General features: G+C 66.7%; 16 protein-coding genes. 10 read left to right on the top strand and 6 right to left on the bottom strand.

Going from position 1 to position 19,829, the window contains the following annotated elements; translation table 11 throughout:
* Positions 1–2 precede the first annotated feature (2 nt).
* Positions 3–1,148, bottom strand: coding sequence for a tRNA 2-thiouridine(34) synthase MnmA (gene mnmA, locus CVV76_RS03755; RefSeq protein ID WP_102223276.1), 1,146 nt, complete (start codon positions 1,146–1,148; stop codon positions 3–5).
* A 135-nt stretch (positions 1,149–1,283) separates the two neighbouring features.
* Between mnmA and sciP the strand changes: the two genes are divergently transcribed.
* The 5 genes from sciP to CVV76_RS25575 all read left to right on the top strand — a co-directional run bounded on the left by sciP (position 1,284) and on the right by CVV76_RS25575 (position 7,115).
* Entirely contained in the window at positions 1,284–1,562 is a 279-nt protein-coding gene (gene sciP, locus CVV76_RS03750) for a CtrA inhibitor SciP (RefSeq protein WP_102223275.1), read from the top strand.
* A gap of 95 nt (positions 1,563–1,657) precedes the next feature.
* Positions 1,658–2,374 carry a response regulator transcription factor CtrA gene (gene ctrA / locus CVV76_RS03745; protein ID WP_102223274.1) on the top strand — a complete coding sequence of 239 codons (717 nt, stop codon included), beginning with the start codon at positions 1,658–1,660 and terminating at the stop codon, positions 2,372–2,374.
* 138 nt (positions 2,375–2,512) lie between these two features.
* The gene (gene ligA / locus CVV76_RS03740; protein ID WP_102223273.1) at positions 2,513–4,792 is read left to right on the top strand and encodes an NAD-dependent DNA ligase LigA; all 2,280 of its coding nucleotides are present in this window, start codon (positions 2,513–2,515) and stop codon (positions 4,790–4,792) included.
* Positions 4,793–6,883 carry an ATP-dependent DNA helicase RecG gene (gene recG / locus CVV76_RS03735; RefSeq protein ID WP_102223272.1) on the top strand — a complete coding sequence of 697 codons (2,091 nt, stop codon included), beginning with the start codon at positions 4,793–4,795 and terminating at the stop codon, positions 6,881–6,883.
* A 109-nt stretch (positions 6,884–6,992) separates the two neighbouring features.
* Positions 6,993–7,115, top strand: coding sequence for a hypothetical protein (locus tag CVV76_RS25575; protein ID WP_269844477.1), 123 nt, complete (start codon positions 6,993–6,995; stop codon positions 7,113–7,115).
* 195 nt (positions 7,116–7,310) lie between these two features.
* Here CVV76_RS25575 and CVV76_RS03730 read toward each other — a convergent pair whose 3' ends face one another.
* Positions 7,311–8,759 (bottom strand): methyl-accepting chemotaxis protein, encoded by a 1,449-nt coding sequence (locus tag CVV76_RS03730; protein ID WP_102223271.1) that lies wholly within the window; start codon positions 8,757–8,759, stop codon positions 7,311–7,313.
* 60 nt (positions 8,760–8,819) lie between these two features.
* On the bottom strand, positions 8,820–9,272 hold the full coding sequence (locus CVV76_RS03725) for an iron-sulfur cluster assembly scaffold protein (protein WP_102223270.1): 453 nt from the start codon (positions 9,270–9,272) through the stop codon (positions 8,820–8,822).
* Positions 9,273–9,348: 76 nt separating this feature from the next.
* Between CVV76_RS03725 and hisI the strand changes: the two genes are divergently transcribed.
* From hisI to CVV76_RS03700, 5 genes are all read left to right on the top strand, one after another.
* Positions 9,349–9,705, top strand: a complete 357-nt coding sequence (gene hisI / locus CVV76_RS03720) for a phosphoribosyl-AMP cyclohydrolase (protein ID WP_102223269.1) — start codon at positions 9,349–9,351, stop codon at positions 9,703–9,705.
* Between the two features lie 240 nt (positions 9,706–9,945).
* The gene (locus tag CVV76_RS03715) at positions 9,946–11,205 is read left to right on the top strand and encodes an ABC transporter substrate-binding protein (protein WP_102223268.1); all 1,260 of its coding nucleotides are present in this window, start codon (positions 9,946–9,948) and stop codon (positions 11,203–11,205) included.
* Positions 11,206–11,378: 173 nt separating this feature from the next.
* Positions 11,379–12,254, top strand: a complete 876-nt coding sequence (locus tag CVV76_RS03710) for a branched-chain amino acid ABC transporter permease (RefSeq protein WP_102223267.1) — start codon at positions 11,379–11,381, stop codon at positions 12,252–12,254.
* A gap of 11 nt (positions 12,255–12,265) precedes the next feature.
* A complete protein-coding gene (locus CVV76_RS03705) occupies positions 12,266–13,192 on the top strand; it encodes a branched-chain amino acid ABC transporter permease (protein WP_102223266.1) in 927 nt (308 codons plus the stop codon).
* Positions 13,193–13,209: 17 nt separating this feature from the next.
* Positions 13,210–14,676, top strand: coding sequence for an ATP-binding cassette domain-containing protein (locus CVV76_RS03700; RefSeq protein WP_199178484.1), 1,467 nt, complete (start codon positions 13,210–13,212; stop codon positions 14,674–14,676).
* Here the strand turns inward: CVV76_RS03700 and gluQRS are convergent.
* From gluQRS to gyrA, 3 genes are read right to left on the bottom strand one after another with little or no spacing between them, the layout of a single operon-like run.
* Positions 14,673–15,515 carry a tRNA glutamyl-Q(34) synthetase GluQRS gene (gluQRS, locus tag CVV76_RS03695; RefSeq protein WP_102223264.1) on the bottom strand — a complete coding sequence of 281 codons (843 nt, stop codon included), beginning with the start codon at positions 15,513–15,515 and terminating at the stop codon, positions 14,673–14,675. The genes CVV76_RS03700 and gluQRS overlap by 4 nt on opposite strands.
* A 1-nt stretch (position 15,516) precedes the next feature.
* Positions 15,517–16,857 carry a methylenetetrahydrofolate--tRNA-(uracil(54)-C(5))-methyltransferase (FADH(2)-oxidizing) TrmFO gene (gene trmFO / locus CVV76_RS03690; RefSeq protein WP_102223263.1) on the bottom strand — a complete coding sequence of 447 codons (1,341 nt, stop codon included), beginning with the start codon at positions 16,855–16,857 and terminating at the stop codon, positions 15,517–15,519.
* A 44-nt stretch (positions 16,858–16,901) separates the two neighbouring features.
* Positions 16,902–19,655: a DNA gyrase subunit A gene (gyrA, locus tag CVV76_RS03685; RefSeq protein ID WP_102223262.1), complete on the bottom strand. Its 2,754-nt coding sequence runs from the start codon at positions 19,653–19,655 to the stop codon at positions 16,902–16,904.
* Between the last annotated feature and the right edge of the window lie 174 nt (positions 19,656–19,829).

The following is a 19,829-nucleotide window of genomic DNA, read 5'->3' as shown; positions in this document are numbered from 1 at the left end:
GTTTACTTGCCGCGCCAGATCCAGCCGCCGCCGAGCACGCGCGTGCTGTCGGGGGCGTAGAAGACGCAGGCCTGACCCGGGCTCACGCCTTCCTCGGGGGTGAGCAGTTCCACCTGCGCCTCGGTGGCCGAGACCGGGCGGATCACTGCCGGGCGCGGCGGGCGGGTGGAGCGGACCTTGACCGACACCTCCCATTCCGGGCGTGCCGTGAGCGGCTCGTCGCCCAGCCAGTTGATCTCGCGCACCGGGACGATGCGGGTGGAGAGCGCCTCTTTCGGGCCGACGACCACCCGGCGTGCCTCGGGGTCGAGCTTCACCACGTAGAGCGGGTCTGCGAGGCCGCCGATGCCCAGGCCCCGGCGCTGCCCGATGGTGTAGTGGATGACGCCGCGGTGTTCGCCCAGGACGTTACCTTCCATGTCGACGATCTCGCCCGGGTCGGCGGCGCCGGGGCGCAGCTTCTCGATCACCGAGGCATAATTGCCGTTCGGCACGAAGCAGATGTCCTGGCTGTCGGGCTTGTCCGCCACCGGCAGGCCGTATTTCGCCGCCAGCGCCCGGGTTTCGGCCTTCGACGCCAGGTGGCCCAGCGGAAAGCGCAGGTAGGAGAGCTGTTCCGGCGTGGTCGAGAACAGGAAATAGCTCTGATCGCGGTTCGCATCCGCCGCCGAGTGCAGTTCCGGCCCGCTCTCGCCCATCATCCGTTGGATGTAATGGCCGGTCGCCATGCAATCGGCCTCCAGATCCTTGGCCGTCTCCAGCAGGTCGCGGAACTTCACCCGCTCGTTGCAGCGGATGCAGGGCACGGGGGTTGCGCCGGCAAGGTAGGCATCGGCGAATTCGTCGATCACCGCCTCCCGGAAGGTGTTCTCGTAATCCAGCACGTAATGCGGAAAGCCCATTGCCTCGGCCACGCGGCGCGCGTCGTGGATGTCGCGGCCGGCGCAGCAGGCGCCCTTCTTGGCCAGTGCGGCCCCGTGGTCGTAAAGCTGCAGCGTGACGCCCACCACGTCATAGCCTTCCTCGGCCAGCATCGCCGCCACGACGGAGCTGTCGACGCCGCCCGACATGGCGACCACCACGCGGGTCTCGGCCGGGGGCTTGGGGAAGCCCAGCGAGTTCAGACCAGTCTTTGCATCGAGTGCCATTGCAGCGGCCTTTCGCCGTGTGTCGGAGGAGGTGCGCAGGAATATAGGAAAATGCCCCGCATCCTCAACCCCTCGCTTCACCGCTCCTTAAGGGCGCGGTGCCAATCTTGCGCACCGGAAGACGAGGGAAAACCCATGTACCTGAAGAAAGTCGACGGCCCGCGGCAGGTGACGCTGCCCGATGGGACCATCCTCAGCCGGGCCGACCTGCCGCCTGCCGACACCCGCCGCTGGGTTGCCAGCCGCAAGGTGATCGTGGTGCGCGCCGTGGCCTACGGGCTGATCCCGCGGCGCGAGGCGCTGGAACGCTACGCGCTGTCGGAGGAGGAGTTCGACAGCTGGTGCGCCGCGGTGGACACCCATGGCGAAGCCGCTCTCAAGGTCACCTCCCTGCAAAAATATCGACAACTTTAAGTTGTCGTTGGGCGAATTTCTGTCAGAGTAACCAGTGATTAACCATTTGCCGTGAAAGCTGTTAACGAAGACGAGTTCATTGCGGAGAGTTTGTAATGCGGATCCTGCTGGTTGAGGACGACCCCACCACCTCGCGCAGCATCGAACTGATGCTGACCCACGCCAATCTCAACGTCTATTGTACCGACCTGGGAGAAGAGGGCGTCGATCTTGCCAAGCTTTACGATTACGACCTGATCCTGCTGGATCTGAACCTGCCCGACATGTCCGGGCACGAGGTGCTGCGCCAGCTGCGACTGGCCAAGATCGAGACGCCGATCCTCATTCTGTCGGGCGACGACGCGACGGAAAGCAAGATCAAGGGCTTCGGCTTCGGCGCCGATGATTACCTGACCAAGCCGTTCCACCGCGAGGAACTGGTGGCGCGGATCCACGCGATCATCCGCCGGTCCAAGGGGCATGCGCAATCGGTGATCCGCACCGGCAAGGTGACCGTGAACCTCGACGCCAAGACCGTCGACGCCGAGGGCAAGGCGGTGCATCTGACCGGCAAGGAATACCAGATGTTCGAACTGCTCTCGCTGCGGAAGGGGACGACCCTGACCAAGGAGATGTTCCTCAATCACCTCTACGGCGGCATGGACGAGCCAGAGTTGAAGATCATCGACGTCTTCATCTGCAAGTTGCGCAAGAAGCTGTCGGAGGCGACGGGCGGCGACAATTACATCGAGACGGTCTGGGGGCGCGGCTACGTCCTGCGCGATCCGGCACCGGCCTCCGGCAGCGCGCCACGCCTTGCCATGGGGGCCTGAGCCCACGAGCCCGAGCCTACGGGCCGGGGGGCGCCCCGTCGCAGGGGGCGAAATCCGTCGCTGGCGGCTTTCGCCGCTGGACCTCGACCGGGCCGGCACCTATCACTTCCCTCGTTCGGAGATGCGGGAGTGACGGCAATGCAGGCGGCTGAGGTGAAGGTCGGGGATCTGACGCGCGAGGAGGCGGAGGCGGAACTTGCCCGCCTCGCACGGAAGATCGCGGACGCGAACCAAGCCTACCATGCCGAGGATGCGCCCGAGATCAGCGATGCGGACTTTGACGCGCTGAAACGGCGCAACGCCGAGATCGAGGCGCGCTTTCCCGAACTCAAGCGCAGCGACAGCCCGTCGGAACAGGTGGGTGCGGCGCCGTCGGAAGGCTTTGCCAAGGTCCGGCACCGGGTCCGCATGCTCTCGCTTGCCAATGCCTTCGAGGATGACGACATCCGCGATTTCGACGGGCGGGTGCGCAGCTTCCTCAACCTCGGGGCAAAGGCGGCCCTGGCCTTCACGGCGGAACCCAAGATCGACGGGCTGTCGCTGTCGCTCCGCTATGAAAAGGGCGTTCTGGTCGAGGCCGCGACCCGCGGCGACGGTGCGGAGGGCGAGAATGTCACCGCCAACGCCCGAACCATCGACGACATTCCCCAGCGGCTTGAGGGCGCACCCGACGTGCTGGAAGTGCGGGGCGAGGTCTATATGAGTCACGCCGATTTCGCCGCGCTGAACGAACGGCAGGCGGCGGCGGGCGCCAAGACCTTCGCCAACCCGCGCAATGCCGCGGCCGGATCCCTGCGCCAGCTCGACCCGAAGATCACCGCGGGGCGTCCGCTGAAATTCTTCGCCTATGCCTGGGGGGAACTCTCCGACCCGCTGGCCGACACCCAGATCGGCGCGATCGAACGGCTCTCGGACCTCGGGTTTTCGACCAACCCGCTGACCACGCTCTGCGACGGCCCGGCCGAGATGCTTGACACCTACCGCGCGATCGAGGCCGGGCGTGTCGATCTCGGCTATGACATCGACGGCGTGGTCTACAAGGTGAACGACCTGTCGCTTCAGGCGCGCCTCGGGTTTCGCGCGACGACGCCCCGCTGGGCGATCGCGCACAAATTTCCTGCCGAACTCGCCTGGACCCGCCTGGAAAAGATCGAGATCCAGGTCGGCCGCACCGGGGCGCTCAGCCCTGTCGCGAGGCTGCAACCGGTAACCGTGGGCGGCGTCGTCGTCTCGAACGCGACGCTGCATAACGAGGATTACATCGCCGGTCGCGATTCCAAGGGTGCACCGATACGCCCCGACGCCGAGGGCCGCGGCAAGGATATCCGGATCGGCGACTGGGTGCAGGTCTACCGCGCCGGTGACGTGATCCCCAAGGTGGCCGATGTCGACCTTTCACGCCGCCCCGAGGGCACCGCCCCCTACCGCTTTCCCGACACCTGCCCCGAATGCGGCTCCGACGCGATCCGGGAAGAGGGGGATTCCGTCCGGCGCTGCTCGGGCGGTCTGATCTGCCCGGCTCAAGCCATGGAAAAGCTGAAACATTTCGTCTCGCGCGCGGCCTTCGACATCGAGGGGCTGGGGGCGAAACAGATCGAGGCGTTCTTTCACGACGACCTTCTTCCGATCCGCGAGCCGGCCGACATCTTCACCCTGGCCCGGCGTGACGAGGAGAACGGCCTGCGCCGCCTGAAGAATCGCGACGGTTGGGGCGAGACCTCGGCCGCCAATCTCTTCCGCGCGATCGAGGAACGCCGGCGCATTCCGCTCAACCGATTGATCTTCGCCCTCGGCATTCGCCACGTGGGCGAGGTCGCGGCGCAGGACCTGGCGCGCCACTTCGGTACCTGGGCCGCGCTGATCGACGCGATCGACACCGCTTTTCCGGCCGAGGAACGCCATCGGAAGGCGGAGGAGGCCGTTCTGGCGGAACGCCAGGCGGCGGAGGACGTGGGCCGCCGCGCCCGGATCAAGGAATCCCGCGATGCGGTCTGGGAGGCGGACCCCGCCCTTCCGCAGGCGGCCCGCGACGCATGGGCCGACCTGATCGGCATCGACGGGGTGGGCGCCACGCTGGCCGTCTCGCTGATCTCGGCCTTCCACCAGAAGGCCGAGCGCGCCTCGATCGACAGGCTCGTAGCCCATCTGACGATCGAGGAGGTCGCCCGCCCGCAGACCGAGGGCAGCCCCGTCGCCGGCAAGACCCTCGTGTTCACCGGCAGCCTGGAAAAGATGACGCGGGCCGAGGCCAAGGCCCGGGCCGAGGCGCTCGGGGCCAAGGTGGCGGGGTCGGTCTCGGCCAAGACCGATCTGCTGATCGCGGGCCCCGGCGCGGGTTCGAAGGCTGCGAAGGCCGCCGAGCTGGGCGTCGAGACGATCGACGAGGATGCCTGGCTCGCCCTGATCGAGGGGCACTAGGTGGCCGGGCGGCCCGAGATCCTGTTCCCGCTCTTCGCCGGGATCGAGACACTGCCGGGCATCGGCCCCAAGGTGGCCGAGGCGCTGACGGGCCTGGCCGTGGAACGCCCCCGCGACCTGTTGTTCACGCTGCCCCATACCGGCATCGACCGCCGCCGTCGCGACACGATCCGGGGGGCTACGCTGCCCGGGGTCGTCACGGTCGAGGTGACGATCGGCGCGCATCTGCCGCCGCGCAGCCGGGGGCGGCCCTACCGGGTGAATGTCGACGACGGGCAGGTCGAATTCCAGCTGGTGTTCTTTCACGGCCGTGGCGACTACCTGCAGAAGATCCTGCCGACCGGCCAGCGGCGCATCGTCTCGGGCCGGGTGGAGCTGTTCGACGGCATCGGTCAGATGGCCCATCCCGACCATATTCTCCCGGTCGAGCAGGAGGGAGAGCTGCCGCTCTACGAACCGGTCTATCCGCTGACCGCCGGGGTGACGCAGAAGACGATGGCCCGGGCCGCGGCCGGCGCGCTGGACCGTGCGCCGGAGCTGGAGGAATGGATCGACCCTGCGCTCAAGGAGCGCGAGGGCTGGCCCGACTGGCACGACGCGCTGGCCGCAGTGCACGCGCCGCAAAGCGCGGCCGACATCTCGCCCTCGGCCCCGGCGCGCCAGCGTCTGGCCTATGATGAGCTTCTGGCGCATCAGCTGACCCTCGCGCTTGCCCGGCTGAGCCTGCGGCGCGGCAAGGGGCGGCCCAGCAAGGGCACCGGCGCGTTGCAGGACAAGGTGCTGAAATCGCTTCCCTATTCCGCCACCGGCGCGCAGCGGCGCTGCATCGACGAGATCGCCGCCGACATGGCGGGCACGCAGCGCATGAACCGGCTGCTGCAGGGTGACGTCGGCGCGGGCAAGACCCTGGTCGCCTTCCTTGCGCTGCTGGTCGCGGTGGAGGCGGGCGGGCAGGGCGTGATGATGGCGCCGACCGAGATCCTGGCGCGCCAGCACCTCGAAAGCCTGCGCCCGTTGGCCGAGGCGGCGGGGGTGCGGCTGGAGCTGCTGACCGGGCGCGACAAGGGCGTCGAGCGGGCTGCGAAGCTCGGCGCGCTGGCCTCGGGCGAGATCGCGGTGCTGGTGGGTACCCATGCGGTGTTCCAGAAGGACGTGCATTTCGCCGATCTGCGGCTGGCGGTGATCGACGAACAGCACCGCTTCGGCGTGGCGCAGCGGATGGAGCTGGGCGCCAAGGGCGAACACGCCGACGTCCTGGTGATGACGGCGACGCCGATCCCGCGCTCGCTCAGCCTTGCGCAATATGGCGACATGGATATCTCGGTGCTCGACGAAAAGCCGCCCGGGCGGACGCCGGTGACCACCGCGCTCGTCTCCTCCGGGCGGATGGACGAGGTGGTCGATCATCTGCGCCGCGCGGTCGAGGAGGGGCGGCAGGCCTATTGGGTCTGCCCGCTGGTCGACGAGAGCGAGGTAAGCGATCTGACCGCCGCCGAGGATCGGTTCCGCCACCTTCGTGCGACCCTTGGCGAGGGGGTCGTGGGCCTTGTCCATGGCCAGATGCCGCCCGCCGACAAGGACAGGGCGATGGCCGATTTCGTTGCCGCGCGCACCCGGGTTCTGGTCGCCACCACGGTGATCGAGGTGGGGGTGAACGTTCCGAATGCGTCGATCATGGTCATCGAACAGGCCGAGACCTTCGGCCTGGCCCAGCTGCACCAGCTGCGCGGGCGGGTCGGGCGCGGCGCGGCGGCCTCCACCTGCCTCTTGATGTACCGCCCGCCGCTGGGCGAGAGCGGCGCGCGCAGGTTGCAGGTTCTGCGCGACACCGAAGACGGTTTTCGCATTGCCGAGGAAGACCTGGCGATGCGCGGCGCGGGCGACCTGATCGGGACGGCGCAGTCCGGGCTGCCCCGGTTCCGTATTGCCGATCTGGAACGGCAGTCCGCGCTGATGGCGATCGCGCAATCCGACGCACGTCGGCTGCTGGCAGACGACCCGACGCTGGAAAGCGCCCGCGGCAAGGCGGCGCGCGTTCTCCTCTGGTTGATGGAGCAGGACCGGGCGATCCGCCTGATTTCAGTAGGTTAGCGGTGTTCTCCTCGCGCGGTTTCCTTTTGTTCTCAAATGTTCTCTAAAAGTTCTTTACAGACCGTTAAGGATGTGAGAACAAAGTGGCAACAGAGAACAGGAGAACCCCATGTTTGACGATCTCAAGGATATCATTGCCCGCCAGGCGCCGACGCTGGTTCAGGATCTGGCCGGGATCACGGCACTGGGGTTCATGCTGATGGCGGGGCTCGTTCTGCCGTCGCTGTTCTGATCTGCCATTCCATCTGCCCGCGATCTTGCGCGCCGGGCGGCCCGCATCACATCCCCAATGTATGCCCGGGTCCTGCCTGACCGACTGATGGACATTCCCCATGTCCCGGCCGTCCGGCGAATGCGCAAGATCCCGACTGCCGCCGCCTTCCCCCGGGAAGCGCGGCGGTTTTTTTATGCCGGGCGGGCAGGGGCGTCAAAACCCGTAGGCGATGCGCAGCCCGCCCCAGTGGCGGCCGTTCACGGTGATCGGGGCAGAGACGTCCTTCATCACCACGAAATTTCCACCGCCCATGTCCCGGCGATAGACCTGCAACAGGAACGGCGCGGCGGAGCGCCCGGCCTTGAGGCCCACACGGTCGTCGAAGATGCGGCGGTTGCGGCAATGTGTGGCGTTCCAAACCGGATCGTCGCCCTGCGGATGCGAGAACTTCCTGTTGTGGGTCGGCAGGTACCCGTTGCGATCGACCGCGGCGCAGAAGATCACCCTGGGGTCCAGGTCGAGCACCGGCTCCTGCAGCGCGGGAAGGTGGCGGTCGGTGAAGGCGGTGAAGGCGGTGCGGACCTGCGCGGGGTCGCTGCCGGGGATCGGGCGATAATCGTCGGAAAACAGGTCGGCTGCCGGGATCTCGCCCCGTGCGATCGCCGCTTCGAACAGGGTGGCGATCTCGGCCGCGGTGGCGCGGGCCGTCTCGATGAACAGGGTCTCGGCGGTGACGCCGCCCAGCCGCGCGGTCTGCTGCACCAGCGCCTCGCTTCGGTCGAGAAGGCTGTTGGTGCTGGCATGGGCGGTCGCGATCCGGGCCGCGGTTTCGCCCGCGGCGGTGTCGATCCGCTCGAACGCGGGAAGAAACGCCTCGACCACGCCGCTCTGCGCCTCGGACCGGGCGGCGATGCCGGCCGCGGCCTCGGCGCTGCGGCGCACGCTGTCGGCCATGTCGCCCAGGGCGCGGTCGGTCTTGTCCGCCTCGGTCAGTACGGCGCCGGCTTCCTGCGCCACACCGGCGGATTCGCCGCGCATGCCGCCGATCTGGTCGCGCAGGCTGCCAAGGTTGCCGGTGATCGCCTCCGCCGCGGCGGCGGTGTTGTTGGCAAGGCGCCCGATCTCTTCGGCGACGACGCCGAAGCCCAAGCCGTAGACGCCGGCGCGCGCGGCCTCTATCTTGGCGTTGATCGCCAGCATGCGCACCTGGCGCGCGATCTCGGCGATCTGCTGGTTCGAGGCACCGAGATTGTCCAGCTCCTCCCCCACGCCCTCCATCCGGCCGGCCAGCCCCGCGACCCATTCCGAGATCGTCCGGCTGCGGCCCGCGCTGGCCTGCAGGAGCGCGATGGAATCCTGCACCACGCCGCGCGCCTGGTCCGAAGTTTCCGCCAGCGTCGCGGCGTCGCGGCCCATGGCGCCGGTACTGTCGCGCAGCTGGGCGACCTGCGCGCGCATCTGGCGCAGCGCCGCGATCTGCGCGTCCGCCTCGGCATCGACGCGGTCGAGCGCGCCGCCGATCTCGACGATGTCGCGGCCAAGCTGCGTCGCGGTCAGCGCCACGCCGTCCATCTCCCCCCGCGCCGCCAGGGGGGCGGAGGGCGGAACGGTCTGCTGAAGGGAGAGGGCAGGCTGGGCGAGGGCAGTCTGGGAGAGCGCCATTGAGGGGCCTTGTGAAATCGCGTTACCCCGCGACCCTAGGGGCGGCCCCTTAAGAAACGGTTAGGCACAGGCCGCTTTCTCGGCCTGTTCCATCGCCTCGGCGGTCGCCTCAAGGGCCAGCATGATCGAGGCGTGGCGGTTCTTGTAGTCGCGCGCAGGTAGCAGCACCTCGAGCCCGTCGAACGGCGCATCGGGCACCGGCCCGTCTTCCTTGAGCATGGCGCGAAGCTGGTCGCGCGCGGTCTCGACCTCGGCGCGGGTGCGGCCGAGCACGTGGGCGCCGACGACGGAGGCCGAGGCCTGGCCCAGGGCGCAGGCCTTCACGTCCTGCGCGAAGCGGCTGATCCGCCCGTCCTCGACGTCGAGGTCCACGGTGACGGTCGATCCGCAGAGCGGTGAGCGGCGCTTGACGCTGGCCATGGGCGCGTCGAGCCGCCCGGTCAGCGGAATGTCCGAGGCCAGTTCGAGGATCCGGCCCGAGTAGAGTTTGACGAGATCGGTATCGCTGCTCATGAAGCTCCCCGCGGCTTTCCTATTGGTGGGTCTCCCCTTAGATAGTCCTGCATGCACGGTTTGGAAAGGAAGCCCGATGTTCGACCCCGCGACCCTGTCCTATGACGCGAACGGCCTGATTCCCGCCATCGCGCAGGATCATGCGACCGGCGAGGTCCTGATGATGGCCTGGATGAACGCCGAGTCGGTCGCGCGGACGCTGGAAAGCGGGCGGGTGACCTATTGGTCGCGCTCGCGGCAGGCGTTCTGGGCCAAGGGCGAGACCTCGGGCCACGTCCAGCGGCTGGTCGAGCTTCGGGTTGATTGCGACCGGGATTGCCTTCTCCTTCTGGTTGAGCAGGAGGGGCCCGCGTGTCACACGAACCGGCGGTCGTGCTTCTACACCGCGGTTCGCGGCGGTGCAGAGACGGAGATCATGAAACCGATGCTTTGAGTGCCATATCCCCTCGCGGGAATTGGTAATTCCGAAATTGCTGCAATGCGGAATTCCGAAATTCTTTCAAGCGGATATTGATCGCGATTGGTCACATATAGGTGAGTTTCGCGAATTCGGCCGGATTCATCGGGACCGACCGGTTTCGCATGTTAACGTCCCTCCAAAAACACTGAAGAAACGATGGCGTGCATGCGCCGGGGAGCGCGGATGGAGGATCCGCAACTGGAGGAGGACCAAATGAATCCCACGAAACGAATCCGTAAACTCACCCTTGGCGCGACTGCGTTGGGCGGGCTTGCGCTCGGCGCTGCGATGCCGGCGCTTGCCGCGGACAGCGGGCCGATCAAGATCGGGGTGATCGGCGAAGCGTCTTCGGTCGCCGGGGCCTCGATCATCAACGCGGCCAAGCTTGCGGCCGACGACATCAACCAGGCCGGCGGGATCGACGGCCGCAAGGTCGAGATCATCACCTACGACGACCATTCATCGGCCTCGGACGCGGTCAGCGCGTTCAAGCGGCTGGCGACGCAGGACAAGGTGGCGGCTGTCGTGGGCAGCTACATCTCGGAGATCGCGCTGGCGATCGAGCCATGGTCGGGCCGGCTGCACATGCCCTACATCACGCCGGGCGCGGCCAGCACCAAGATCACGGCGGCGGTGCACAAGAACTACAAGATGAACAAGTACACGTTCCAGGGCTGGCTGAACTCGGCCTTCCTGGCGCAATCGGTCTGCGATTTCGGCAAGGATGAGATGGTCGGCCCCTACCACATGAAGACCGCCGTCATCATGAGCGAGGACGCCGCCTGGACCAAGCCGCTCGACGAGACCTACAAGAAATGCCTGCCCAAGGTCGGGCTCAAGGTCCTCGACGAGATCCGGTTCAATCCCGACACCACCGATTTCACCCCGATCTTCAATAAGATCGAGGGGCAGCACCCGGACGTGATCGTCACCGGGATCAGCCATGTCGGCGTGCGGCCGACGGTGCAATGGCATGACCAGCAGGTGCCGCTGCCGATGTTCGGGATTTCCTCGCAGGCCTCCACCTCGACCTTCTGGAAAGACACGAACGGCGCGGCCGAAGGGGTGCTGACGCAGACCGGCGCGGCCCCTGACGTGGCCACCACGCCCAAGACCATGCCCTTCGCCAAGGCCTATCAGGCCAAGTTCGGCGACAGCCCGTCCTATGTCGGCTACGCGGCCTATGACGACGTGAACGCCTTCGCCCAGGCGATCAAGCGGGCCGGGTCCACCGATCCCGACAAGATCGTCGCGGAGATGGAAAAGACCAAGATGGTGGGCACCACTGGCACGGTCCAGTTCTACGGCAAGGACAACCAGTACGCCCACGGCCTGGAATACGGCAAGGGCAAGGTGACGGGCCTGTTCATCCAATGGCAGAGCGGCAAGCAGGTCACGGTCTGGCCCGAGGATGTCGCCAACGGCAAGATGAAGTTCCCGTCCTTCGTCAAGCTGACGGCGGCGACGCACTGATCCCCGACGGCACTTGATCTGTCAGGGCGGCGCGACCGCCCCGACGCGCACCTGATCTGCCGGGGCGGCACGACTGCCCCGGCCCGACCGGCCCTTCCGGCCCCCACAGCACTGCCTCCTCCCGCATCGGCCCATCTGGCCGGCGCCGCGGGGACGGCATCGGGAAGGACAGCATGACAGCGATACAGATCCTGATCGACGGCTTTGTCATCAGCGCGCTCTATGGCCTCGGCGCCATCGGCTTCACCCTCATCTTCGGCGTCACCGGGGTCCTGAACCTCGCCCATGGCGGCATCATGGTGATCGCGGCCCTCGTCGGCTGGGACGCCGCGAACCGCTTCTCCCTCGATCCCTACGGCGCCGCCGCGCTGGGGGTCCTTGCCGGGCTGATCGCGGCCTATGTCACCTATTTCGTGGTGATCCGGCCGATCCAGCGATCGAAACGCATCCCGGCGGACGAGACCGAGATCTTCATTCTCACAGCGACGCTCCTGTGGGGCGTGATGATCCAGGAGGGGATGGCCTATCTCTTTTCCGACAACCCGGTGACGATGCGGCCGCTGCTGCCCGGGGTCGTCCACATCCTCGGCGACCGCACCCCGGTGAACGAGCTGATGATCGGCGTCCTGTGCTGGGTGGTCATCGGCCTTCTATGGCTGGTGGTCTACCGAACCCGGTTCGGCAAGCCGCTGCTGGCCGCGTCGGAAAACCCCCGCGCGCTCGGGCTGCTCGGGTTCGAGATGTCGAACATCCACCTGTTTTCCTGGACGATCTACGGCATCCTCACGGGCGTCGCGGGCGTGCTTCTGGCCTCGTTCCTGGGGGTCTCCTCCGCCAGTGCCGGGGGGCTGACCGCCAGCGCCTTCTCCATCGTCGTTCTCGGCGGCCTCGGCTCCGTCTGGGGGTCGCTGATCGCGGCCTACGTGGTCGGCTACATGGAGACGATCACCGCCTACGTGATCTCTCCGCAGCTGAGACCGATCCCCGCGCTGATCGTGCTGGTGCTGGTCGTCTATCTGAGGCCCCAGGGCATCCTGGGCCGGCGCTGAGGGGGCACGCGATGAAAACGATACTCCGCTCGCGCCTTCTCTGGCTCATGCTGCCCGCGCTGGTGATCGCCGCGGTGGGGCCATGGTGGCTTTCGGCCTATTACCTGGGCGTGCTGACCATGGCCTATTACTTCGGCGTCTTCGCCATGTCGTGGGATCTGCTGTTCGGCTACGCCGGCATGGTGAACTTCGGCCCCACCTTCCTGATCGGCCTCGGCGCCTACGGGGCCGCGCTGCTTGATACCTATGCCGGCGCGCCGATCGTCGTCTGCCTGATCTTCGGCGGCCTCATGTCGATCATCGGGGGCATCCTTCTGGCGCTGCCCGCGCTGAAACTGCGCGGCGCCTACTTCGGCCTCGTCACCCTCGTGGCGGTGCTTCTGCTGCGCTACTTCATCGTCATCTTCTCTGGCTTCACCGGTGGCGAGATCGGGATGATGGTGCCCGACATCCTGTCGATCGACACCGCCACCAATTACGAATACGCGCTCTGGTTCATGGCGGCCTCGGCGCTGATCCTGGTGATCATCTCGCGTTCCTCGCTGGGGCTGATCCTCGAGGCGACCGGGCAGGACCCGATCGCCGCCGCGGCGCTGGGGTTCAACGTGGCGAAACACCGGCTTGCGGCATTCTGCATCTCGGCGCTGTTTTCCGGCCTCGCCGGGGGGATGATGGTGTTCTACTCGGGCACCGCTTCGGTCGGGACGGTGATCGACATCTCGATCGGCGTGCAGATCATCATTGCCGCGGTGGTCGGCGGGCGCCGCACCATCCTGGGCGCGATGATCGGGTCCATCGTCATCCTGCTTGCGGATGAGCTTCTGCGTCCGCTCGGCCAGCTCAACATCTTCGTGGTCTCGGGCATCTGCCTTGCCGTGATCATCGTCTTCCCCGGCGGCCTGCTGGGCCTGATGCACCGGCAGAGAGAGGGCGCATGATGGAGGGATCGCACGTGATGGCAAAGAACGTCCTCGAGGTCGAACACCTGCAGAAACGCTTCGGCGGGCTGGTCGCGGTCAAGGACATCGGGTTCACCCTCAAGGCGGGAGAGATCCTCGGCCTGATCGGGCCGAACGGGTCGGGCAAGTCGACCGTGATGAAGATGGTCATGGGGATCGAGAAGCCGAACGCCGGGCGCGTGGTGCTGGACGGCACCGATATCGCCGGCTGGCCCACCGCGAAGATCGCGCACCAGGGGATCGGGCTGGTATTCCAGCATTCGCGCCCGCTGCACCGGCAGACCGTACTGGAGAACATCAAGCTGGCGCTGCTGCCCGACAGCCTGCTGCGCCTCGTGGCGGACCCCTCGCATGACGAGCGTGCAAGGGCGATCGCCGATCGGGTGGGCCTTGGCGGCGTGCTGGACCGGCTGCCCTCGACCCTGCCGTTCGCCGACCTGCGCCGGATCGAGATGGCCAAGGCGCTGGCGCGCGAACCCAAGGTCGTGCTGGTGGATGAGCCCTTCGCCGGCCTCACCCCGCGGGAGGTGGCCGATTTCTCGGCCCTGATCCATGGCTTCCGCGAAGAGGGCCGCGCGGTCCTGCTGGTCGATCACAACGTGAAAAGCGTGGCCGCGCTGGTCGACCGGGCGCTGGCGATGTACCTTGGCGAGGAGATCGCCAGCGGCACGGCGGAGGAGGTCACCCGCAACGAGACGGTGCGCAAGGTCTACATGGGCGGCGAGATCGCGGCCCATCCGCGCCCCGACCTCGTGCAGACCTCTGGCAGCCCGCTTATGCAGGTCAAGGACCTCTCGGTCCGCTACGGCAAGGCGCAGGCGCTGGAGGGGGTGACCCTGGACGTGCGCGAGGGGGAATTCGTCTCGGTCGTCGGGTTGAACGGGGCAGGAAAATCAACCCTTTTCAATGCGATATCCGGCCTTCTTCCCAAATCGGGTGAGGTGGTATGGGACGGCGCCCCGACCACCGGCCGCTCCGTCGCGCAGATCGCTAGGGGCGGCATCGTGCAATGCCCCGAAACGCGCGAGCTGTTCGGCTACATGAGCGTGCGCGAGAACCTCGACCTCGGCGGGGCGCATCTTGAGGAGGCGGAGCGGACCGCACAGCTGGAAAGCCTGCTGGAGCTGTTCCCGCGGCTGCGCGACCGCGCAAAGCAGGCGGCGAACACCCTGTCGGGGGGCGAGCAGCAGATGCTGGCCATCGCCCGCGCTCTGATGATGAAGCCGCGCCTTCTGATCCTCGACGAACCCACCCTGGGGCTGGCGCCGGTGATCCTCGACCAGCTGTCGCAGGCGCTGCACCGGCTGCGCGACACGACTGGCATCACCGTGCTTCTGGGCGAGCAGAACGTGACCTTCGCCTTGCCGCATTCCGACAGGATCTACGTGCTTCAGCACGGCCATATCGTCTGGGAAGGCAAACCTGACGCCTTCGGCGCCGAGATGGGGGATCAGTACCTCTAGAGACCGACCAGGCGGCGGATATCTCCGGGTGTTGCGCCCTCGGCCCGATAGGTCGCGATCGCCCGGGAGTCGTCGCGCTTGGCCAGCCGCTTGCCGTGCTCGTCACGGATAAGCTTGTGGTGGTAATAGCTTGGCGTCGGAAGTTGCAGCAACTTCTGAAGCAGGACCTGAAGGAAGGTGATCTCGAACAGGTCCGCGCCGCGCACGACATGGGTGATGCCCTGCCAGGCGTCGTCCAGCACCGCCGCCAGCACGTAGGAGACCGTTCCGATCTCCTTGCGCCCGAGCACGGCGTCGCCCTGCGTTGCGGTCAGCGCAGCCGCATCCAGGCGGTGCGTGCCCGGATGCACGGGCCCGAGGTCGGTGAAGGCCCCAAGGTCCGGCCCCACCTCGGCCAGTGCCCGCGGCAGGTTCAGCCGCAGCGCGTCGCCGGGCCGGCGGTCGGACATCGGGCGCCCGCGGCAGGTGCCCGGATAGGGCGCCTCGGCTGCAACGCCTTCCTGCGGGGCGGAAAGGGCCGCGCGGATGTCGGCCCGGGTACAGCAGCAGGGATAGAGAAGCCCGCGCGCCGCCAGCCCGTCGAGCGTGGCATCGTAGCGCGCGAAATGCTCGGATTGCCGCAGCACCGGCTCCGGCCACGCAAGGCCCAGCCAGTGCAGATCGTCATAGATCTGCGCCTCCCACTCCGGGCGCGCCCGTGCGATGTCAGTATCCTCGATCCGCAGCAGGAAGGTGCCGCCGGCCTCGCGTGCCATGTCATGCGCAAGCAGCGCGGAATAGGCGTGACCCAGATGCAGCGGCCCGGTGGGCGACGGTGCGAACCGGGTCGTGAAGGTCATCTCAGGATTGTCCGGCAAGCCATTGTTGGAACGCCTCTTTCGCGCGATCCGTATAGGCCTTGTAGCGGTCCTTTCGACCCTTCCGCCCGCCCTTGGCGTCGATCGGGGGAAAGAGGCCGAAGTTCACGTTCATCGGCTGGAAGGTCTTCGCCTCGGCCCCGCCGGTGATATGGGTCACCAGCGCGCCCATCGCGGTTTCCGGCGGCGGCGGGGCCAGCGCCTGGCCTTTCGTCTCGGCAATCGCCAGCCGCGCGGCCAGCAGGCCCATCGCCGCGCTTTCGACATAGCCTTCCACGCCGGTGACTTGCCCGGCGAACCGGATGTTGGGGCGCGAGCGCAGGCGCATCTGCCCGTCCAGAAGCGTCGGCGAATTCAGGAAGGTGTTGCGATGAATCCCGCCGAGACGCGCGAACTTGGCGTCTTCCAAGCCAGGAATCATCCTGAAAACATCGGTTTGTGCGCCGTACTTCATCTTGGTCTGGAAGCCCACGATGTTGAACAGCGTCCCCAGCGCATTGTCGCGGCGCAGCTGGACCACGGCGTAGGGCTTGTTCTCGGGGTCATGCGCGTTGGTCAGGCCGATCGGTTTCATCGGCCCGTGCCGCGGGGTGTCGCGGCCGCGTTCGGCCATCACCTCGATCGGCAGGCAGCCGTCGAAATAGCCCGCGGTCTCGCCCTCGTGGAACTCGGTCTTGTCGGCGGCGAGCATGGCGTCGATGAAGGCCTCGTACTGCGCCTTGGTCATCGGGCAGTTCATGTAGGCGGTTTGTTCCTCGATCGTCTCGCCCTTGTCATAGCGCGACTGCATCCAGGCGACATCCATGTTCACCGTCTCGGCATAGACGATGGGCGCGATCGCATCGAAGAACGCCAGGCTCTCGGCACCGGTCTCGGCCCGGATCGCCTCGGCCAGCGCGCCAGAGGTCAACGGACCGGTTGCGATGATCCAGCTCCCGGATGAGGGAAGTTCTGTAACCTCCTCATCCGTCACGGTAATCATGGGATGCGCCCGCAGCCGCTCCGTCACGCCCGCGGAAAACGCATCGCGGTCCACCGCCAGCGCGCCGCCGGCCGGAAGCTGGTGGATATCGGCCATCTCCATCAGCAACCCGCCGGCCGCCCGCATCTCCCAATGCAAGAGGCCCACGGCGTTACGCTCGTCATCGTCGGAGCGGAAGGAGTTGGAGCACACCATCTCGGCCAGATTGCCAGTGCGATGGGCGAAGGTTTCGACGCGGGGGCGCATCTCGTGGATCACCACGGGAATGCCGGCCTGGGCGGCCTGCCAGGCGGCCTCGGACCCGGCCATGCCGCCGCCGACGATATGAAGCGGTTCTGTCATGGCCGCGATCTAAGCCGTCCGCGCGGGAAAGGAAAGGGCCGAGATCAGCTCTCGGCCTCTTCCCCGGGCTCGCCGTCGTCGCCCTGGTCGGCAATCCGCGCGACCGAAACGATGTTCTCGCCCTTGGCCGTGTTGAAAACCCGCACGCCCCCGGCCGAGCGCGACCGGAAGGAGATGCCGTCCACCGGGCAGCGGATCGACTGGCCGGTCGAGGTGGCCAGCATGATCTGGTCGCCCAGCTCCACCGGGAAGGAGGCGATCAGGTCGCCGCCGCGCATCTTCTTGTCGAAGGCGGTGACCCCTTGGCCGCCGCGGCCCCGAACCGGATAATCGTGCGAAGACGAGGTCTTGCCGACCCCTCCTGATGTGATCGTCAGGATCAGGTCCTCGGCCGCGGACATCTCGGCATAGCGTTCCGGGGACAGCTGGCCCTCGGTCACGGCCTCTTCTTCTTCGTCGGTTTCCTCTTCCTCGGTCACGCCGGCCATCAGACGGCGTTGCTTGAGGTAGGCCGCGCGCTCATCCGATTCCGCGTCGAAATGGCGGATGACGGACATCGAGACGACCTCGTCCTCGCCGAGCAGCCGGATGCCCCGGACGCCGACGGACGAGCGCGAGTTGAACACCCGCACCTCGGGCACCGGGAAGCGGATCGCGCGACCCTTGGCGGTGACCAGCATGACGTCGTCATCCTCGGAGCAGATCCGCGCGTTGATCAGGCGGACGCCTTCGTACTCATCCTCGAACTTCATCGCGATCTTGCCGTTACGCATGACATTCGTGAAGTCTGACAGTCGGTTACGACGCACAGTTCCGGCGGAGGTTGCGAAGACGATCTGCAAGTCGTCCCATTCATCGTCCGGCCGGTCGACAGGCATGATCGCGGCGATGGAGACGCCGACGGCGATCGGCAGGATGTTGACGATCGCCTTGCCCTTCGACCCGCGTCCACCCAGCGGCAGGCGCCAGGTCTTGAGCTTGTAGACCATGCCGTCGGTGGTGAAGAACAGAAGCTGCGTGTGCGTGTTGGCGACGAAGAGGGTCGTGACCGTGTCGTCTTCCTTCAGAGAGCCGCCCGACAGCCCCTTGCCGCCACGCTTCTGCGCGCGGAAATCGGCCAGCGGAGTGCGCTTGATGTAGCCGCCCGCGGTGATGGTGACGACCATGTCCTCGCGCTCGATGAGGTCCTCGTCGTCCATGTCGCCGGCCCACTCGATGATCTCGGTGCGGCGGGGCACGGCGAACAGGTCCTTCACCTCGGTCAGTTCGGCCGAGATGATGCCCATGATGCGTTCGCGCGAGCGCAGGATTTCCAGGTAATCCCGGATCTTTGCAGCAAGTTCCTGAAGTTCGTCCGTGATCTCCTTGACGCCCATCGCGGTGAGACGCTGGAGGCGCAGATCAAGGATCGCGCGGGCCTGGGTTTCGGACAGGTTGTAGGTTCCGTCCTCGTTCATCGTGTGGGTCGGATCGTCGATCAGGCGGATGTAATCGGCGATGTCGGCGGCGGGCCAGCGGCGCGTCATCAGGCGTTCGCGGGCCTCGGCGGGATCGGCCGAGGAGCGGATCGTCGCGACCACCTCGTCGACGTTCGACACCGCCACCGCCAGACCGCAGAGGATATGGCTGCGCTCGCGCGCCTTGCGCAGCTCATAGGCCGTGCGGCGCGCAACAACTTCTTCGCGGAAGGTAATGAAATGCGTAAGGAAATCGCGCAGGGTCAGCTGCTCGGGGCGACCGCCGTTCAGCGCCAGCATGTTGCAGCCGAAGCTGACCTGCATCGGCGTGAAGCGGAACAGCTGGTTCAACACCACCTCGGGCGTCGCGTCGCGCTTCAGCTCGATCACCACGCGAACGCCCACGCGGTCCGACTCGTCGGCGATGCCCGAGATCCCCTCAAGCTTCTTCTCGCGCACGAGGTCGGCGATCTTCTCGATCATCGCGGCCTTGTTGACCTGATAGGGCACCTCGTCGACGACGATGGCGTAACGGTCCTTGCGGATCTCCTCGACCCGGGTCTTGGCGCGGATGATGACGGAACCGCGGCCCTCCAGATACGCCTTGCGCGCACCGGAGCGGCCCATGATCAGCGCGCCGGTGGGGAAGTCGGGCGCCGGGATATGCTCCATCAGCGCCTCGGTCGACAGATCCGGCGTCTCGATCAGCGCCAGCGTAGCGTCGATCACCTCGCCGAGGTTGTGCGGCGGGATGTTGGTGGCCATGCCGACGGCGATGCCGCCCGCACCGTTGACCAGCATGTTCGGGAACCGCGCGGGCAGGACCGTGGGCTCACGGTCCTTGCCGTCGTAGTTGTCCTGGAAATCGACCGTGTCCTTGTCGATGTCGGCCAGCAGGAAGTTCGCCGGCTTGTCCATCCGGACCTCGGTGTAGCGCATGGCAGCGGCCTTGTCGCCGTCCATGGAGCCGAAGTTGCCCTGACCATCGAGCAGCGGCAGCGACATCGAGAAATCCTGCGCCATCCGCACCAGCGCGTCGTAGATCGCGCTGTCGCCGTGGGGGTGGTATTTCCCCATGACGTCGCCGACCGGGCGGGCGGACTTGCGGTAGGGCTTGTCAGCCGTGTTGCCGACCTCGTGCATGGCGAAGAGGATGCGCCGGTGCACCGGCTTCAGCCCGTCGCGCAGATCCGGAATCGCGCGGCTGACGATCACGCTCATCGCGTAGTCGAGGTAGGACGAGCGCATCTCGTCCGCGATCGACACCACGGGGCCCGGATGCGGGCTACGCTCGGGCAGATTTTCGTCCGTGTTGTCAGGGGGTTCGGGCGTGTCGCTCACGTCAACCGCTCTTTCGTTATCGGTCTTCTAGATCTGGTTGTCTGCATTATAGACGAGGCTAGGGATGGGGTGCAATGGCGAAGGGCCACGCGGCTGGCAGCCAGTGCGTATGAGTGCCAACATACTGTTTTCGTTGAAAATTAATTCCGTTATGTCAGGCTTGTGACCGGGAGG

The sequence above is a fragment of the Acidimangrovimonas sediminis genome (assembly GCF_002871005.1).
Lineage (GTDB): Bacteria > Pseudomonadota > Alphaproteobacteria > Rhodobacterales > Rhodobacteraceae > Acidimangrovimonas > Acidimangrovimonas sediminis.
This window is presented reverse-complemented; position numbering and strand designations above follow the sequence as displayed.

Coding starts and splice junctions, on each gene's coding strand:
- CVV76_RS03705 (WP_102223266.1), top strand. CDS start 12,266: ATGAAAACGATACTCCGCTCGCGCCTTCTCTGGCTCATGCTGCCCGCG.
- CVV76_RS03715 (WP_102223268.1), top strand. CDS start 9,946: ATGAATCCCACGAAACGAATCCGTAAACTCACCCTTGGCGCGACTGCG.
- CVV76_RS03700 (WP_199178484.1), top strand. CDS start 13,210: ATGGCAAAGAACGTCCTCGAGGTCGAACACCTGCAGAAACGCTTCGGC.
- gluQRS (WP_102223264.1), bottom strand. CDS start 15,515: ATGACCTTCACGACCCGGTTCGCACCGTCGCCCACCGGGCCGCTGCAT.
- sciP (WP_102223275.1), top strand. CDS start 1,284: ATGTACCTGAAGAAAGTCGACGGCCCGCGGCAGGTGACGCTGCCCGAT.
- CVV76_RS03725 (WP_102223270.1), bottom strand. CDS start 9,272: ATGAGCAGCGATACCGATCTCGTCAAACTCTACTCGGGCCGGATCCTC.
- mnmA (WP_102223276.1), bottom strand. CDS start 1,148: ATGGCACTCGATGCAAAGACTGGTCTGAACTCGCTGGGCTTCCCCAAG.
- trmFO (WP_102223263.1), bottom strand. CDS start 16,857: ATGACAGAACCGCTTCATATCGTCGGCGGCGGCATGGCCGGGTCCGAG.
- CVV76_RS03710 (WP_102223267.1), top strand. CDS start 11,379: ATGACAGCGATACAGATCCTGATCGACGGCTTTGTCATCAGCGCGCTC.
- CVV76_RS03730 (WP_102223271.1), bottom strand. CDS start 8,759: ATGGCGCTCTCCCAGACTGCCCTCGCCCAGCCTGCCCTCTCCCTTCAG.
- ctrA (WP_102223274.1), top strand. CDS start 1,658: ATGCGGATCCTGCTGGTTGAGGACGACCCCACCACCTCGCGCAGCATC.
- hisI (WP_102223269.1), top strand. CDS start 9,349: ATGTTCGACCCCGCGACCCTGTCCTATGACGCGAACGGCCTGATTCCC.
- ligA (WP_102223273.1), top strand. CDS start 2,513: ATGCAGGCGGCTGAGGTGAAGGTCGGGGATCTGACGCGCGAGGAGGCG.
- CVV76_RS25575 (WP_269844477.1), top strand. CDS start 6,993: ATGTTTGACGATCTCAAGGATATCATTGCCCGCCAGGCGCCGACGCTG.